This window comes from Pseudooceanicola sp. DL12 (assembly GCF_056270665.1).
Genome location: NZ_CM149884.1, coordinates 4,107,845 through 4,123,969, shown reverse-complemented (window position 1 = coordinate 4,123,969; position 16,125 = coordinate 4,107,845). Strand labels below are relative to the sequence as shown.

Below are 16,125 nucleotides of genomic sequence, written 5' to 3'. Positions count from 1 at the left end.
ACGGCCGCCGGAGGGGATCCGGCGCCCGTTTCGGTGAGGGTTGGCCCCGGGCGTTTGGGCGGGGTCAGTGCGGCCGGGCGTATTTCGCCAGTTCGGCCTCGACCGCCGGGTCGATTTCCAGCGAGTCGCCGCCGCCCAGGCCCGCGTCCGGGTCGTGGTAGGCGTCGAGGCTCATCTGCTTTTCGCTCTTGGCCACGATGGCGGTCACCACGGCATCGCCGGTGATGTTCACGGCCGTGCGGATCATGTCCATCAGGCGGTCGACGCCGAGGATCAGTGCGATCCCTTCGAGGGGCAGGCCGACCTGGCTGAGCACCATGGTCAGCATCACGAGGCCCACGCCGGGCACGCCGGCGGTGCCGATCGAGGCCAGCACGGCCATGGCGATCACGGTGAGGTAGCCCGTCACGCCGAGATCGATGCCGTAGACATTGGCAAGGAAGACCGTGGCGACCCCTTGCATGATCGCGGTGCCGTCCATGTTGATCGTGGCGCCGAAGGGCACGGTAAAGGAGGCAACCGAGTTGTTGACGCCCATGCGTTCGGTCACGCAGCGCAGGGTGACGGGGATCGTGGCATTCGAGGAGGCGGTGGAAAAGGCGAAGATCTGCGCCGGGCGGATCTTGCGCAGGAAGATGATCGGGCTGAGGCCGGAGAGGACCTTGAGGTAGATCATCAGCGTGCCGAAGAGGTGGATCAGCAGGGCCGCAACGAGGACGAGCACATAGGTCATCACCGGGAGGAAGAGGCCGATGCCCTGTTCGGTGAAGGTCTTGGCAATCAGGCAGAAGACCCCGATGGGGGCAAAGGCCATGACGATCTGGACCACCTTCATCATGAGTTCGTTGAGGTATTCGCAGGCCTCGACGAAGGGTTTCGACCGTTCGCCCAGCATCAGCGCGGCAATCCCGAGGATGATGGTGTAGAAGATGATCTGGAGCATCTCTCCGCCGGCGAAGGCGGCCACGGGGTTGCGCGGGATGATGGCGGCAAAGGTATCCCAGACCGAGGGTGCCTCCTTGGCGGTGACGGCAGAGGTGTCGAGCCCCTCCATGGTGAATCCCTGCCCGGGGCCGACGATGAGGGCAAGGATGATGGCCACCGCAATGGCCGTTGCGGTGGTCAGCAGGTAGAGCACGAAGGATTTGCCGCCGACCCGGCCCAGGATCCGCACGTCGCCGATCCCGGCCACGCCACAGAGCAGCGAGAAGAAGACCAGCGGCACGACCAGCATCGACAGGGCGTTCACGAACATCCGTCCGACCATGCCGAAGAAGCCACTGACGATGTAGGTGTTGATGAAGCCGATCTGCAGCTGGTTCAGGATGACGCCCAGCAGGAACCCGGCCCCCATCCCGATCATGACCTTGGTGGTCAGGGAAAGGCGTTTCCCGCCCTTGGTGTCCTCGCTCATGGATGCTCTCCCGCATTGATGTTCTATCAGGGTGCCGGTCAGGGCACGGATATTGAATGACATTTTGCGGCATCTGGCCACTCGTGTCGTGCATCGGGCGGGTCTTTGCCCACGGGGCGGGCCGCCGGCAGGTCAATCCTGTGGCGCATGTCCTTTTGGGGCCGCCTCGGCGCAGGGGGGCATGCGTGGGCGGAGGGGGCCTGGGCCGTGACGGCGCAAGCTCATGCCATCACGGCATAACGCGCCGGCCGAGGGCGATTCGAGGGATGCGCAAGCCCGTGCAGGGCGCGCGGATTCGAAGCGAAGAGGGCCGCCAAGGCACGGGAAGGTGGAGGGCGGACAGCGATTTTCACCGATTTTCGAGGTTTTGCGGAGGCTGACGATATTCGCAATGCCACCGAAGTTGGATCTTGCGTGATTGAGGGCGGAGCCGTATATCCGGCGGCGGGACACCTCTCCCCAACGAGAGGCGCTTATCTGGAAGGATAGCTAGCAATGGCTACTGATCACCCGGCAACGCGGCCGGCAAACCCGCGTTTTTCCTCTGGCCCCTGTGCCAAGATCCCCACATTCACGCTCGACAAGCTTGCTGACGCCGCGCTCGGCCGCAGCCACCGTGCCGCCATCGGCAAGGAAAAGCTGAAGGCCGCGATCGAAGAGACGCGCGACCTGCTGGGCGTGCCCGCCGACTACAAGATCGGCATCGTTCCCGCCTCTGATACCGGCGCCGTCGAAATGGCGCTCTGGTCGATGCTGGGCGCCCGCAAGGCGACCATGGTCGCCTGGGAAAGCTTTGGCTCGGGCTGGGTGACGGATGTCGTCAAGCAACTGAAAATCGACGCCGAGGTGAAAACCGCCGACTACGGCCAGATCGTCGATTTTGCAGAGATCGATTTCAACACCGACGTGGTGTTCACCTGGAACGGTACCACATCTGGTGTGCGCGTGCCGAACGGCGACAAGATCCCGGCCGACCGCGAAGGCCTGACGATCTGCGACGCGACCAGCGCCGCCTTCGCGCAGGACCTGCCCTGGGACAAGCTCGATGTCGTGACCTTCTCCTGGCAGAAGGTGATGGGCGGCGAAGCGGCCCACGGCATGCTGATCCTGAGCCCGCGCGCCGTCGAGCGCCTGGAAAGCTATACCCCCGCATGGCCCCTGCCGAAGATCTTCCGCATGACCAAGGGCGGCAAGCTGAACGAAGGCATCTTCCGCGGTGAAACCATCAACACCCCCTCGATGCTGGCCGTCGAGGATTACCTTGTGGCACTGGACTGGGCCCGCAGCATCGGCGGCCTGCCGAAGCTGATGGAACGCGCCGACACCAACGCCAAGGTTCTGTGGGACTTCTGCGACCGCAACGACTGGATCGCCAACCTGGCGGAAGATCCCGCCACGCGGTCGAACACCAGCGTCTGCCTGAAGTTCACCGACGAGCGCATCAAGGACGGCGCGGCATTCGCCAAGGCCGTGGCCAAGAAGCTGGAAACCTACAACGCCGCCTATGATATCGGCGCCTATCGCGATGCCCCTGCCGGTCTGCGGATCTGGTGCGGTGCCACCGTGGAATCGGCCGACATCGAGAAGCTGACGCTGTGGCTGAAGTGGGCCTTCGAGGCCTGCATCGAAGAGCAGGAATAATTCCGACGAAGGGTGCCGTGGCGGCGGGAGTGATCCCGCCCTGCGGCCGAGCTGAACGGTCGGGCGGGAGTGATCCCGCCTGCCAACGCCCCCATTGCATCGAGAGGAGCGCCTGACATGGCCCCCAAAGTTCTGATTTCCGACAAACTCTCCGCCGCAGCCGTGCAGATCTTCAAGGATCGCGGCATCGAAGTCGACTTCCAGCCCGACCTGGGCAAGGACAAGGACAAGCTGGCCGAGGTGATCGGCAACTATGATGGCCTGGCCATCCGGTCCGCCACCAAGGTCACCGAGAAGATCCTGGAGAACGCGACCAACCTGAAGGTGATCGGCCGCGCCGGCATCGGCACCGACAACATCGACAAGGAAGCGGCCTCCAAGAAGGGCGTGATCGTGATGAACACGCCCTATGGCAACATGATCACGACGGCGGAACACGCCATCGCCATGATGTTCGCCGTGGCGCGCCAGATTCCCGAAGCCAGCGCCTCCACCCATGCCGGCAAATGGGAAAAGTCGAAGTTCATGGGCGTCGAGCTGACCGCCAAGACCCTGGGCGTGATCGGCGCCGGCAACATCGGCGGTATCGTCTGCAACCGTGCCCTGGGCCTGAAGATGAAGGTCGTGGCCTACGACCCGTTCCTGAGCGAGGAAAAGGCCGCCAAGATGGGCGTCGAGAAGGTCGAGCTCGACGAGCTGCTGGCGCGCGCCGATTTCATCACGCTGCACGTGCCGCTGACCGACCAGACCCGCAACATCCTGTCGAAGGAAAACCTCGAGAAGACCAAGAAGGGCGTGCGGATCATCAACTGTGCCCGCGGTGGCCTCGTCGACGAGGAAGCCCTGGCCGAGCTGCTGAAGAGCGGCCACGTGGCCGGCGCCGCCTTTGACGTGTTCAGCGAGGAACCGGCAACGGAAAACCCGCTGTTCAACCTGCCCAACGTCGTCTGCACGCCGCACCTGGGCGCGGCCACGACCGAAGCACAGGAAAACGTGGCCCTGCAAGTCGCCGAGCAGATGTCGAATTACCTGCTGGACGGCGCCGTGGAAAACGCGCTGAACATGCCCTCGATGACCGCCGAGGAAGCCAAGGTGATGGGCCCCTGGGTCACGCTTGCAGGTCACCTGGGCAACTTCATCGGCCAGCTGACCGACGAGCCTGTCGAGGCCATCAACATCCTCTATGACGGTGTCGTGGCAGAGATGAACATGGCCGCGCTGAACTGCTCGGTCATCGCCGGCATCCTGAAGAAGGCCAACCCGGACGTGAACCTGGTGTCGGCCCCGGTTGTCGCCAAGGAGCGCGGCATCCAGATCTCGACCACGAACCAGGCCAAGGGCGGCACCTTCGATGGCTACATCAAGGTGACGATCAAGACCCCGAGCCTGGAGCGTTCGATCGCCGGTACCGTCTTCTCCGACGGCAAGCCGCGCTTCATCCAGATCAAGGGCATCAACATCGACGCCGAAGTGGGCGAGCACATGCTCTATACCACCAACGAGGACGTCCCCGGCGTGATCGGCACCCTGGGTCGCGTGCTGGGCGAAGCGGGCCACAACATCGCCAACTTCACCCTGGGCCGCGCCGGTGCAGGCGGTCAGGCGATCGCCATGGCCTATCTCGACGAGAAGGCCAAGCCCGAAGCCATGGAAGCGCTGAAGGCCACCGGGCTGTTCAAGCAGGTGCGTCCGCTGGAATTCACCGTCGCCTGATCTGCGTGACACGAAATTGCGAAAGGGCCGCCCGGCAAGGCGGCCCTTTTTCATGCCCGTCTCCTGCCCTGCGGCGGGGAATGGGCAAAGGATTTGTGACATTTGTTCCGGGCCGGCCGTCGCGGGGCCCGGGGCTCTGGTCATTTCCGGCGAAAGATGCTGCTTTGCCGCGACAGACAAAGGCGGGCAGAAATGACCATTTACGCGATCGGCGACATCCACGGACAAATCGGCATGCTGGAAGGCGCGCTGGAGAAAATCGCGCGCGACGGCGGTGATGATGGTGCCGGCGGGGCGGACGAGGTGATCTTTCTCGGTGACCTGGTGGATCGTGGCCCCTTTTCGCGCGAGGTGAACGAGCGCATCCGCCAGGGCATCGAAGAAGGCCGGAACTGGACCGCCCTGATGGGCAACCACGACATGATGTTCCGGCGTTTCGTAGAAGGCGGGGTGATGCATGATGCCGCGATCAAGAGCGGCCGCTCCTGGCTGACCCCGCCGCTGGGCGGTCGCCGCACGCTGGAGAGCTATGGTGTGGACGTTGCGGAGGGGCGGCCGTTTTCCGAGATCTTCGCCGACGCCCGCGAGGCGATCCCGGCAAGTCACCGCGATTTCCTGCACAATCGACCCTTGTGGCAGGAGCGTCCGGAGGAAGGGCTTCTGTTTGTCCACGCCGGGATCCGTCCGGGGATTGCCCTGCCGGAGCAGGATGTCCAGGATCTGACCTGGATCCGGGAGGATTTCTACGCCGTGACCGATCCCTTCCCCTGGCTGATCGTGCATGGTCACACGGTGATGGAGCGCCCCAGCCACTTCGGCAACCGGATCGACATCGACACCGGCGCCGGGGCCCCCGAGCCGCGCTACCTGACGGTCGCGGCCTTCGAGGGGCAGGAGTGTCTTGTGCTCACGGAGGATGGCCGCAGCCTGCTTGAGCCCGGTAACCACTGAGCGGTCTGACGTCGCGACACAACGTCATGGCCTGCACACGTTGCGCCCGGGCACACCTTGCGTTCATACAGAGCCGGACACTGACATGGTCGAGGAGGACTCCATGGACGATATCGTCATTCTGGGCGGCGCGCGTACCGCCATCGGCACCTTTGGTGGCAGCCTGTCGGCCGTGCCGCCGATCGAGCTTGCCACGATCGCGAGCAAGGCCGCGCTGGAGCGCGCGGGCGTCGAGGGCGGCCAGGTGGGCCACGTGGTCTTCGGCCATGTGATCAATACCGAGCCGCGCGACATGTACCTGAGCCGTGTTGCCGCGATGCAGGCCGGCATCCCCGACAGCACGCCCGCGATGAACGTCAACCGCCTCTGCGGCTCCGGCGCCCAGGCGATCGTCTCGGCGGTGCAATCGCTGATGCTGGGCGATGCCGATTTCGCCCTGGCCGGAGGGGCAGAGAGCATGAGCCGGTCGCCCTTCATCATCCCGAGCCAGCGCTGGGGGGCCAAGATGGGCGACGTGCAGACCCTCGACATGATGCTTGGGGCGCTGAACTGTCCATTCGGCACCGGCCACATGGGCGTGACCGCCGAGAACGTGGCGAGCGAGACTTCGATCTCCCGCGAGGATCAGGATGCCTTTGCGCTGGAGAGCCAGCGCCGTGCAGGAGCCGCGATCGAGGCAGGCTATTTCAAGGAACAGATCGTGCCGGTCGAGATCCAGGTCAAGCGCCAGCACGTGCATTTCGAGGTGGATGAGCACCCCAAGCCGGCCACCACCGCAGAGGTGCTCGCCGGCCTGCGCCCGGCCTTCAAGAAGGACGGGTCGGTCACGGCGGGGAATGCCTCCGGCCTGAACGATGGGGCTGCGGCGCTGGTCCTGGCCCGCGCTTCGGCCGCCGAGGCCGCCGGCCTCACGCCCTCTGCACGCGTCCTGGGCTACGCCCATGCCGGTGTGCGCCCGGAGGTCATGGGGATCGGTCCGATCCCGGCGGTGGAAAAGCTGCTCGAAAAGACGGGCCTGTCCGTTGCTGATTTCGACGTGATTGAAAGCAACGAGGCCTTTGCCGCCCAGGCCATCGCGGTGAACCGCGCCCTGGGGCTCGACACCGCGAAGGTGAACCCCAACGGCGGCGCCATCGCCCTCGGCCACCCGGTGGGGGCCACCGGCGCGATCATCACCGTCAAGGCACTCTACGAGCTGGAGCGGATCGGCGGCAAGCGGGCCCTGATCACCATGTGCATCGGCGGCGGCCAGGGCATTGCCCTTGCCATCGAGCGCCTCTGATCGTTTCCCTGTCGGAAATATCCTCGCCGAAGGCAAAGGGGCGCCCAGGGGGCGCCCCTTTTTCATCTCCGCAGCCGGGCTGGCTCAGGCCGCGTCGACCTTCTTGTGGGCTTCCTCGGAGGCGACCTCCTCGGCATGCTCCTCGGCGGTCTCTTCCGGCAGGACGAGGTTCAGCACGATCGACAGGAAGGCCGCGGGCAGCAGGCCCGAGGTCATCAGGATCTGCGCGGTCCGGGGCAGGTGCTGCAGCGCCGAGGGTTCGAGCTGAAGGCCGAAGCCCACGGAGAGCGAGACCGCGAGGATGATCATGTTGCGGCGGTTCCAGGTGACGTCGGAAAGCATGTTGATCCCCGAGGCGGCCACCATGCCGAACATCACGATCACGCCACCGCCGAGCACGTTGATCGGCACGGTGTTGATAATCGCGCCGACCTTGGGCACCAGGCCGCAGACAATCAGGAAGACCGCGCCGATGGTCACCACGTGGCGGCTCATCACGCCGGTCATGGCGATCAGGCCGACATTCTGGCTGAAGGAGGTGTTCGGCAGGCCGCCGAAGACGCCGGCAATGGCGGAACCGAAGCCGTCGGCAAAGGTCGCGCCTGCGATTTCCTTGTCCGTGGCCTCGCGCCCGGCGCCACCCTTGGTGATGCCCGAGGTGTCGCCGACGGTCTCGATCGCCGAGATCACCGCCATGAAGCACATGCCGATGATGATCGCCGGATCGAAGGAGAAGCCCCATTTGAAGGGCATCGGAAGGTCGAAGAACGAGGCCCGCGACACGTTGGCAAAGCTGACCTGGCCCATCATGGCCGCCACCGCGTAGCCCGCCAGGATCCCGATGAGCACGGAGGCAACGGAGAGCAGGCCTGTTGTGAAGAAGCTGAGGGCCAGGGCCACGATGATCACGACCAGCGCAGGCACCCACATGGCCAGTGAGCCGAATTCCTCGGTACCGACCTTGGGAACGCCGCCGGCGGCATACTGGATGCCGGTCTTGAGCAGGGCGAGGCCGATCATCAGCACGATCAGCCCGGTGACCAGCGGCGGCAGTGCATAGCGGAACTTGCCGATGACGAAGCCGAGGCAGAAGTGGAAGGCCCCGCCGATGACGATCCCTGTCATCAGGCCGGACATGCCATCGACACCGAGACCCGCGACGGCGGGGATCATGATCGGCAGGAATGCGAAGGAGGTGCCCTGGACGATGGGCAGGCGGGCCCCGACGGGGCCGAAGCCGATCGTCTGAAACAGCGTGGCGATCCCGGCGAAGAGCATGGCCATCTGGATCATGTAGGTCATGTCCGGGAAGCCTAGGGCCCCCTGGTCGGAGCCGAAGCCGAAACCGGCAGCGCCGGCAATGATGATGGAAGGCGTGACGTTGGATGCGAACATCGCCAGCACGTGCTGGATGCCGAGCGGAACGGCATCGGAAATCGGCGGCATGTAATTCGGATCGCGGAGTTGCTCCGCGGTACCGAGTTTGCTTTCTGCCATTGTTCTGTCCCCTGGATCAGTTTCTTTTTGCTTGTTTGTTGGCCGGGACCTTTGGGAGGCGCCGGTAAGCTAGGAGACTACAGAAAATGGTTGCTCGAGAAAGTACTCTTCGAGGTTGGGTGTGCGTCCAATCCGGTCCACAACCGCAAAGAGACCCGGTTCTGCCAAAGGTGTAAGCACACCGTGCCAGGTACCCCGGTGAAAATTCACGCATTGCCCGGGTTCCACCATGAAGGCGCGCGGCGTTCCGGGGCGCCCGCCCGCATCGGGGGCGACGATCACCATCCAGGGGGCATCGGACATCGGGATGAAGGCCTGGCTGCCCTCGGGGTGGCGTTCCAGCAGGTCGCAGGCATAGGGCAGGCTGCGTGGCACGGCCTTGAACAGGCTGATCCCCGCGCGCCCCTCCGGTCCGAAATCGAGCCGGGCGCGATCATGGAAGCGTTCGCACATGCCGGCATTGATCAGCTTGTCATAGCTGCCCTCCACCTGAAGCACATCGCCGAAAGGCGCAAAGGCCTCGGCGGTCAGCGGCTCGGCAGTGATTTCGGTGGTGATTTCGGCGGGATCGTCGGAGGGTGTCTCGCAGGGCATCGCGGGGATCTTCCGTTCAGGTCAGAGCTTGAGTGCCGGGTGACGGTTCATGTCCTTGTAGAGCAGGTAGCGGAACGGCTCGTCGCCGAGCTGTTCGCAGGCCTGCGGGCAGAAGGCGCGCAGCCACATGAAATCGCCTGGCCCGACATCGACCCAGTCCGTGTTCAGCAGGTAGCGCCCGCGGCCCTGCAGCACGTAGAGGCCATGCTCCATGATGTGGGTCTCGGCAAAGGGAATGCGCCCGCCGGGTTTGAAGGTGACGATGTTGACGTGCATGTCGTGACGCAGGTCGGACGGGTCGACGAAGCGGGTCGTGGCCCAGGTGCCGTTTGTGTCGGGCATGGCATTGGGCTCGACGTCGTCGTCATGGCTGACGAAGGCCTCGGGCAGGTCGATGCCGGGGGCCTCTTCATAACGTTTGCGCACCCAGTGGAAGGAGGCCGTTGCCCCGCTCCGGTTGCGGATCTGCCACTTGCAGGCAGGCGGCAGGAAGGCATAGCCGCCGGCGGTCAGCTCGTGGGCCGTGCCGTCGATGGTCACGATGACCACGCCGTCGGTGACGAAGATCACGCCTTCCGCGCCGGCGTCGGGCTCGGGCAGGTCCGAGCCGCCACCGGGCTGCAGCTCGACGATCAGCTGTGCAAAGCTCTCTGCAAAGCCGGAGAGCGGGCGGGCCAGGATCCAGGAGCGGGTCCCCTGCCAGCCGGGCAGGGGAGAGGTGACGATGTCGGTCATGCAGGCGGCCGGAATGACCGCATAGGCAGTGGTGAAGCGGGCCGGGTCGTAGAGGCTTTCGTCCTGTCCGGGCAGCCCGCCACGGGGCGTGTAGTAGGTGCGTGTCACGCGAAGATTTCCTTGAGCCTGTGATAGGCGATGCGCTCGACCTGATGGCAGGCCTCCGCAAATTCCGCGTCGGGCCCGTTGGTCAGTCGTGTCTTCATCGCCTCGGTGATCGTGGCCTTGGTATGATCTTTCACGCAGATGATAAAGGGAAAGCCGAACTTTTCGGTATAGGCCTTGTTTGAATTCTCGAAGAACGCGCGCTCTTCGTCGGTCAGCATGTCGAGGCCTGCCGAAGCCTGTTCGGCGGTGCTCTCTGGGGTCAGGCGCTTGGCCGCGGCCAGTTTGCCGGCGAGGTCGGGGTGGGCGGTCAGGACGCCGAGCACACGATCCCGGTCGGCTGCGCGGAAGGTGCGGGCCAGCACGGACCAGACGCCGATGGCACTGTCATGCGCGGGGCCCATCTCGAGCGCCCAGGCGCCTTCGGCGATCCAGGGGGAATGTTCGTAGACTGCACCGAAGGTCGAGACGAAGGTATCTCGGTCCATTTCGCTGGGCACCAGTTTCGGCGCCACGGGCGGATGGTTTTCCAGCCAGTGATTGTAGATGTCGATGCGCCGCGGGAACCAGACGTCGCCCTTGGCCTGGGCGTATTCGATGAACTTCTTCAGCGCGGCCATGCGGCCCGGACGACCGAGCAGGCGGCAGTGCATGCCGATGGAGAACATCTTGGGGCTGCCGGCTTCGCCTTCCTCGTAGAGCACGTCGAAGGCCCCCTTGAGGTACTCGAAGAATTCCTCCTGACCACCAAAGGTGGCAGGGCCGGCAAAGCGCATGTCGTTGGTATCCATGGTGTAGGGAATCACCAGGGTCTGATGGCCGTCGAATGTGCCCCAGTAGGGCAGATCGTCGTCGATGGTGTCGGAGACCCACTTCATGCCAAGCTCGGCCGCGAGCTTTACCGTGTTCATCGAGCAGCGGCCCGTATACCAGCCCTCGGGTTCACTGCCGGTGACTTCCTTGTGGAGCTTGATGGCGTCGAGCATCAGCTGACGCTCCTCGTCCTCGGGCATGTCCTTGTGCTCGACCCACTTCTTGCCGTGAGAGGCCATTTCCCAACCGGCCTCCTGCATCGCCCAGACCTGCTCCGGGCTGCGGGCGAGGGCATCGGTGACGCCGTAGACGGTGAGCGGCACGCCCTTTTCGGTGAACAGGCGGTGCAGCCGCCAGAACCCGGCGCGGGCGCCGTATTCGTAGACGCTCTCCATGTTCCAGTGGCGCTTGCCCTCCCAGGGAACGGCGCCGATCACCTCGGAGAGGAAGCCCTCGGAGGCCGCATCGCCATGAAGGATGTTGTTTTCCCCACCTTCCTCGTAGTTAAGGACGAAGGAGACCGCGACCTTTGCGCCGCCGGGCCAGTTGGCGTTCGGTGGGGTGGGGCCGTAACCGATCATGTTGCGCGGGTAGCGGTTCATGTGTTTGTCTCCGTCTGCAATGAGGGCCGGCGCATATTCGTACCGGTCGGAGAGGGGATTCAAGGGGATTTTCCAGGAAAGGAACCAGAATGGCCGAGGGCTTTCTGACAACGCATGTTCTTGATACCGCAAAGGGTGTGCCCGCTGCGGGAATGGAGGTGGTTCTCTATCGCCTGCAAGGAGACACCCGCGACGAGCTGGCGCGGATGACGACCAATGCCGACGGCCGGACCGACAGTCCGATCCTGCCGAAAGAGCATTTCATTCCGGGCACATACGAGCTTGAATTCCATGCCGGGGCCTATCTTGATGCCAGCGGCGTGCCGCCGGAGGAGCCGAGGTTTCTGGATGTCGTGCCGATCCGGTTCGGGATCTCTGACGCGACAAGTCATTACCACGTGCCGCTTCTTGTCTCGCCCTTCGGAATGAGTACCTATCGCGGCAGTTGAGCTGACAGCCTGTCCGAAAAAAGCAAAACGCCCCGCCGGCAACCGGCGGGGCGTTTCATTTGCAAGCTCGGAATGGCTTACTGGTTCGGGCTGATCGTGATCGCGACGCGACGGTTCAGGGCACGACCCTCGGGCGTCAGGTTGGTCGCGATGGGTTCTTCCTCGCCACGGCCGGTGGCGGTGATGCGGCGAGCTGCCACGCCATCGCCGACCAGGGCGCTGGCGACCGAGTTTGCGCGCTGCAGCGAGAGCTGCTGGTTGAAGGCCGCGGAACCGGTGTTGTCGGTGTGCCCCACGACCATGACGGTGGAGTTCGGGTATTTCAGCAGCGAGTTGGAGACGTACTGCAGGTCGGCAAGGGCCGAGGAGCTGAGCGTCGAGCTGCTGGTCGCGAAGAGAATGTCGTTCTGCATCGTGACGACCATCTGGTTGCCGTTCACGTCGACAGTGCCGGCATTGCCGAGGTCCTGCTGCAGTTCGCGGGCCTGTGCGTCGAGAGACGCGCCGATGGCGCCGCCCGCCATGCCGCCAGCGACGGCACCGATGGCGGCACCCTGCGCAGGGTCGTCGGAGATGATGGCGCCGGCCAGGCCACCGAGAGCGGCACCGATACCCAGGCCCGAGCGCGTGTTCTGATACCCGTCGTTCGGATCGGAGCAAGCAGTGAGCACGAGCAGAGCCGAGCCCGCGATGGCAAGTGTCGAATTTCTCAGAATAGTCATGGGTGCCTCATATGTCTGGCCGCGTTCTGCGGAGCTGCATGGTACGTAACCGGGATAGCCGATTGCATCGCAGCTCCCAACGACAATTATGTGAGAGTTAAGCGAGTTTTTGCTTCCGGCAAAAAGGTTTTAATACGTACTGTGGCATGGTTGCCCGTTTGCGAGGCAGGTTCCTGTGGTTCTGAAGCGGTTACAGCACGGGTATTGCGCAAGCTGTCTCAGGGCGTTTCTGCCTCGGCCCTTGCACCTTCCCACGCCAGCATGGCGCGTTTCACGGGAAGCCCCCAGTGATAGCCGCCCAGGGCGCCGCCCTTCCGGAGAACGCGATGGCAGGGGATCAGGAACGAGACTGGGTTTCGCCCGACAGCCGTGCCCACGGCGCGGTGTGCCTTGGGCGTGCCGATGGCACACGCCAGGTCGGAATAGGTGGTGACATGCCCGCTCGGGACGGCAAGGAGCGCCTCCCAGACCTTGATTTGGAAGGGGGCTCCCAGCATGTGCAGCTGCGTCTCGCCGCGCCCGGCAAAGGCGGGTTCGGCAAAGCAAAGAACCCGATCCGGCGCCTCGACATAGCTCGCGCGGGGCCAGCGCCGGATCATGTCCTGCCAGGCTTCGGTACGGCCGGTTTCCGAGGTGAAGGCAATGCCGCAGAGCCCCTTCTCGGTCGCCATGACGAGGGCTTCGCCAAAGGGCGTGTCCATATGCGTCCAGTGGATATCCAGGCCGGCGCCACCGGCGGCGTAGTCGCCGGGGCTCATCGCTTCCCAGCGCAGGAAGAGGTCGTGCAACCGGCTGGAGCCCGACAGGCCGGTATGCAGGGCAGTCTCGAGGGTGGAATGACGCGCGGCGAGAAGGCCACGCGCATGGTCGAGGGCAAGATATTGCTGGTAGCGCTTGGGCGAAACGCCGACCCAGGCGGAGAACTGGCGCTGGAAATGCGCGGGACTCATGCCCATGCGGTTCGCAAGGTCCTCCAGCGAGAGGGGGGCGGCGGAATTGTCGATTTCCGCGATGGCACGGCGCATCACCTGGTAGTGGTAGCTGGCCTCCCGGGAGACGTTGGGCGAAAGGGTATCGGGCATGGCGGGCGGATCGCTGATCTGTTGCTGCTGCTGTCACGAGGATAGGCAGCCCGGCTCTGCCTCGCGACCCGTTTCTTGCGCAAAGGCGCTGGCGTTGTCCGACATGGCAACGCGGGAGAAGCAGCGCAGAATGACGCCGCCGCGCCTCAGGCGCTGAGCAGGTCGAGCAGGGAGAGTTCCGGCGGCACGGTCGTGCGCAGCATCCGCGCTTCCTCCGGGCTGAGGCAGATCCGCGGCGGCGCCATGTCCTCGTCGAAGAGGCGCGTGGCGCGGACCACCGCCGGGGGCAGGTCGAGGCGCCGCGCCATGGCGGGATCGGTGCTCTCTACCCAGAGAGAGCCCGCGTTGATGATCTCGTGCGCTTCCAGGATGATCAGATGGTACGTCAGCCCGCCCATCGTCGGATCGTGCCGGGCCCGGTTGCGACGGGACACGTCGCAGAACCGTACGAGCGCCTCGCTCGTATTGAATTTTTCGGCGATTTCCGGGCGGTTGATCAGCCCGCGATGGCCGGGGGCGACGCGCAGCTTGTCCTTGAGAGCGCCCTGCGGCCCACGCTCGCCGCGCAGGAAGGTCATCGGTTGCGGCAGGAACGATCCTTCGGGAGTGCGGCGCAGCCGTTCGATGTGCAGGATCGGCTGGGCGCCGTTGTCCCGCGTGATGACCATGTCCCCGGGCGCCAGCCATTCGACGGGCAGGTCCCCTTCGAGGGTAAGGACCATGGTGCCGGGGCCCAGACCGGAGATGGGTTCGTAAGAATCGAGCATTGTCGTGCCTCCGCCCGCACATTCGCCACTTCCGGTTGATGCTGAGTTAAACCGGCTTGTTGCCGGGCCGCTTTCAGGGCAGAAACTCCGCATGGCCCGCCAATTGCCCTACCAGACGCTCCGCGAGATCTTTTCCCGCTTCCAGGCGGCAGAGCCCGAACCGAAGGGTGAGCTGGAGCATGTCAACGCCTACACGCTGCTCGTCGCGGTCGCGCTTTCCGCGCAGGCTACCGATGCCGGCGTGAACAAGGCCACGCGCAAGCTGTTCCCGGTGGCAGACACGCCGGGGAAGATGCTGGCTCTGGGCGAGGAGGGGCTGATCGAGCACATCAAGACGATCGGCCTTTACCGCAACAAGGCAAAGAACGTCATGAAGATGGCGAAGATCCTCGTCGAGGACTACGGCGGCGAGATTCCCAATTCCCGCGCGGCCCTGCAGGCGCTGCCGGGGGTGGGGCGCAAGACTGCGAACGTGGTTCTGAACATGTGGTGGCACTTCCCCGCGCAGGCGGTGGACACCCACATCTTTCGTCTCGGCAACCGGTCCGGCATCGCGCCGGGCAAGGATGTCGTTGCCGTCGAGAGGGCCATCGAAGACAATATTCCCGTGGACTTTCAGCTGCACGCTCATCACTGGATGATCCTGCACGGGCGCTATACCTGCGTCGCCCGCAAGCCGAAATGCGGCGCGTGCCTGATCCGCGATCTCTGCGAATACGAGGACAAGATTCTATGACCAAATACGACGTGATCGGTATCGGCAATGCCGTGATGGATGTGATCACCCAGAAGGACGACGCCTTCCTGTCGCGCATGGGCATCGAGAAGGGCATCATGCAGCTGATCGAGCAGGACCGTTCGGAAATGCTCTATGAGGAAATGGGCGAGCGGCGCCAGGTTCCCGGCGGCTCGGTGGCCAATACGGTGGCCGGTGTGGCCAACATGGGCCTGAAGACGGCCTTCATCGGCAAGGTCAGTGATGACGAGGTGGGCCTGAGCTATGCCAGCCAGACCGAAGCCGGCGGAACCGATTTTCCGAACGCGCCGGTCGTTGCGGGTGAATTGCCCAGCTCGCGTTGCATGATCTTTGTCACGCCGGATGGCGAGCGTTCGATGAACACCTATCTGGGGATCTCCTCGGAAGTCGGACCCGACGACGTGCCGGAAGAGGTCTGTGGCAATGCCAAGATCCTGTTCCTGGAGGGCTACCTCTATGACAAGCCGAAGGGCAAGCAGGCCTTCGAGACCGCTGCGCGCCTGACCCGTGCGGCCGGCGGCCTGGCGGGTATTGCGCTGTCGGATCCCTTCTGCGTGGATCGTCACCGGGAGGACTTCCGCAAGCTGGTCAAGGAGCTCGACTACGTGATCGGCAACGAGCACGAGTGGAAATCTCTTTACGAGACCGAGGACCTTGGGACCGCTCTGGAAACCGCGGCCAAGGAAAGCGGCCTGATCGTCTGCACGCGCTCCAGCCACGACGTCGTGCTGGTGAAGGGCGATGAACAGGCAGTCGTGCCGGTCAAGCCGGTGACGCCTGTGGATGCGACCGGGGCGGGCGATCTGTTTGCGGCCGGGTTCCTCTTCGGTCTCGCCACGGGGGCGGACCTGGCAACCTCCGGCAAGATGGGCGTCGTCGCGGCAGCCGAGGTGATAGGCCACTACGGCGCTCGGCCCGAGGCGGACCTGAAGAAGCTCTTCGAGGAGGCCGGCCTGATCTGACCGACGGTCTAATCATCTGCCTAGCTGGAGAAGGACAAG

15 protein-coding genes are annotated in these 16,125 nt (G+C 64.4%); 7 read left to right on the top strand and 8 right to left on the bottom strand.

Annotated elements, in window-relative coordinates:
• Positions 1-64: 64 nt before the first annotated feature.
• Positions 65-1,414 (bottom strand): dicarboxylate/amino acid:cation symporter, encoded by a 1,350-nt coding sequence (locus AC0WR5_RS19310; RefSeq protein WP_475865434.1) that lies wholly within the window; start codon positions 1,412-1,414, stop codon positions 65-67.
• A gap of 495 nt (positions 1,415-1,909) precedes the next feature.
• On the opposite strand from AC0WR5_RS19310, the gene AC0WR5_RS19305 reads away from it, so the two are divergent.
• From AC0WR5_RS19305 to AC0WR5_RS19290, 4 genes are all read left to right on the top strand, one after another.
• Positions 1,910-3,055, top strand: coding sequence for a phosphoserine transaminase (locus AC0WR5_RS19305; protein ID WP_475865433.1), 1,146 nt, complete (start codon positions 1,910-1,912; stop codon positions 3,053-3,055).
• Positions 3,056-3,172: 117 nt separating this feature from the next.
• Complete coding sequence (gene serA / locus AC0WR5_RS19300; protein ID WP_475865432.1) at positions 3,173-4,768, top strand: phosphoglycerate dehydrogenase; 1,596 nt, start codon at positions 3,173-3,175, stop codon at positions 4,766-4,768.
• Between the two features lie 192 nt (positions 4,769-4,960).
• Positions 4,961-5,719, top strand: a complete 759-nt coding sequence (locus AC0WR5_RS19295) for a metallophosphoesterase (RefSeq protein ID WP_475865431.1) — start codon at positions 4,961-4,963, stop codon at positions 5,717-5,719.
• Positions 5,720-5,822: 103 nt separating this feature from the next.
• Positions 5,823-7,001, top strand: coding sequence for an acetyl-CoA C-acyltransferase family protein (locus AC0WR5_RS19290; protein WP_475865430.1), 1,179 nt, complete (start codon positions 5,823-5,825; stop codon positions 6,999-7,001).
• Positions 7,002-7,085: 84 nt separating this feature from the next.
• On the opposite strand, the gene AC0WR5_RS19285 is transcribed toward AC0WR5_RS19290, so the two are convergent.
• From AC0WR5_RS19285 to puuE, 4 genes are all read right to left on the bottom strand, one after another.
• Complete coding sequence (locus AC0WR5_RS19285; RefSeq protein ID WP_475865429.1) at positions 7,086-8,498, bottom strand: uracil-xanthine permease family protein; 1,413 nt, start codon at positions 8,496-8,498, stop codon at positions 7,086-7,088.
• 69 nt (positions 8,499-8,567) lie between these two features.
• A complete protein-coding gene (locus tag AC0WR5_RS19280; protein ID WP_475865428.1) occupies positions 8,568-9,092 on the bottom strand; it encodes an ureidoglycolate lyase in 525 nt (174 codons plus the stop codon).
• 21 nt (positions 9,093-9,113) lie between these two features.
• Positions 9,114-9,935: a bifunctional allantoicase/(S)-ureidoglycine aminohydrolase gene (locus tag AC0WR5_RS19275; protein WP_475865427.1), complete on the bottom strand. Its 822-nt coding sequence runs from the start codon at positions 9,933-9,935 to the stop codon at positions 9,114-9,116.
• Positions 9,932-11,347 carry an allantoinase PuuE gene (gene puuE, locus AC0WR5_RS19270; RefSeq protein WP_475865426.1) on the bottom strand — a complete coding sequence of 472 codons (1,416 nt, stop codon included), beginning with the start codon at positions 11,345-11,347 and terminating at the stop codon, positions 9,932-9,934. The genes AC0WR5_RS19275 and puuE overlap by 4 nt, the downstream gene beginning before the upstream one ends.
• Positions 11,348-11,436: 89 nt before the next feature.
• Between puuE and uraH the strand changes: the two genes are divergently transcribed.
• Complete coding sequence (uraH, locus tag AC0WR5_RS19265) at positions 11,437-11,796, top strand: hydroxyisourate hydrolase (RefSeq protein WP_475865425.1); 360 nt, start codon at positions 11,437-11,439, stop codon at positions 11,794-11,796.
• A 77-nt stretch (positions 11,797-11,873) separates the two neighbouring features.
• Here uraH and AC0WR5_RS19260 read toward each other — a convergent pair whose 3' ends face one another.
• From AC0WR5_RS19260 to AC0WR5_RS19250, 3 genes are all read right to left on the bottom strand, one after another.
• Positions 11,874-12,518, bottom strand: a complete 645-nt coding sequence (locus tag AC0WR5_RS19260) for a YiaD family glycine zipper/OmpA-like lipoprotein (protein WP_475865424.1) — start codon at positions 12,516-12,518, stop codon at positions 11,874-11,876.
• 218 nt (positions 12,519-12,736) lie between these two features.
• Complete coding sequence (locus AC0WR5_RS19255) at positions 12,737-13,600, bottom strand: methylated-DNA--[protein]-cysteine S-methyltransferase (RefSeq protein WP_475865423.1); 864 nt, start codon at positions 13,598-13,600, stop codon at positions 12,737-12,739.
• A 146-nt stretch (positions 13,601-13,746) separates the two neighbouring features.
• Positions 13,747-14,367 (bottom strand): Hint domain-containing protein, encoded by a 621-nt coding sequence (locus tag AC0WR5_RS19250; protein WP_475865422.1) that lies wholly within the window; start codon positions 14,365-14,367, stop codon positions 13,747-13,749.
• A 91-nt stretch (positions 14,368-14,458) separates the two neighbouring features.
• Here AC0WR5_RS19250 and nth point away from each other — a divergent pair, with 91 nt between their 5' ends.
• Both nth and AC0WR5_RS19240 read left to right on the top strand, forming a co-directional pair.
• Positions 14,459-15,103 (top strand): endonuclease III, encoded by a 645-nt coding sequence (nth, locus tag AC0WR5_RS19245; RefSeq protein WP_475865421.1) that lies wholly within the window; start codon positions 14,459-14,461, stop codon positions 15,101-15,103.
• Positions 15,100-16,086 (top strand): adenosine kinase, encoded by a 987-nt coding sequence (locus AC0WR5_RS19240; protein WP_475865420.1) that lies wholly within the window; start codon positions 15,100-15,102, stop codon positions 16,084-16,086. The genes nth and AC0WR5_RS19240 overlap by 4 nt, the downstream gene beginning before the upstream one ends.
• The last annotated feature ends 39 nt before the right edge of the window (positions 16,087-16,125 follow it).

Coding starts and splice junctions, on each gene's coding strand:
- AC0WR5_RS19310 (WP_475865434.1), bottom strand. CDS start 1,414: ATGAGCGAGGACACCAAGGGCGGGAAACGCCTTTCCCTGACCACCAAG.
- AC0WR5_RS19305 (WP_475865433.1), top strand. CDS start 1,910: ATGGCTACTGATCACCCGGCAACGCGGCCGGCAAACCCGCGTTTTTCC.
- serA (WP_475865432.1), top strand. CDS start 3,173: ATGGCCCCCAAAGTTCTGATTTCCGACAAACTCTCCGCCGCAGCCGTG.
- AC0WR5_RS19295 (WP_475865431.1), top strand. CDS start 4,961: ATGACCATTTACGCGATCGGCGACATCCACGGACAAATCGGCATGCTG.
- AC0WR5_RS19290 (WP_475865430.1), top strand. CDS start 5,823: ATGGACGATATCGTCATTCTGGGCGGCGCGCGTACCGCCATCGGCACC.
- AC0WR5_RS19285 (WP_475865429.1), bottom strand. CDS start 8,498: ATGGCAGAAAGCAAACTCGGTACCGCGGAGCAACTCCGCGATCCGAAT.
- AC0WR5_RS19280 (WP_475865428.1), bottom strand. CDS start 9,092: ATGCCCTGCGAGACACCCTCCGACGATCCCGCCGAAATCACCACCGAA.
- puuE (WP_475865426.1), bottom strand. CDS start 11,347: ATGAACCGCTACCCGCGCAACATGATCGGTTACGGCCCCACCCCACCG.
- uraH (WP_475865425.1), top strand. CDS start 11,437: ATGGCCGAGGGCTTTCTGACAACGCATGTTCTTGATACCGCAAAGGGT.
- AC0WR5_RS19260 (WP_475865424.1), bottom strand. CDS start 12,518: ATGACTATTCTGAGAAATTCGACACTTGCCATCGCGGGCTCGGCTCTG.
- AC0WR5_RS19255 (WP_475865423.1), bottom strand. CDS start 13,600: ATGCCCGATACCCTTTCGCCCAACGTCTCCCGGGAGGCCAGCTACCAC.
- AC0WR5_RS19250 (WP_475865422.1), bottom strand. CDS start 14,367: ATGCTCGATTCTTACGAACCCATCTCCGGTCTGGGCCCCGGCACCATG.
- nth (WP_475865421.1), top strand. CDS start 14,459: ATGGCCCGCCAATTGCCCTACCAGACGCTCCGCGAGATCTTTTCCCGC.
- AC0WR5_RS19240 (WP_475865420.1), top strand. CDS start 15,100: ATGACCAAATACGACGTGATCGGTATCGGCAATGCCGTGATGGATGTG.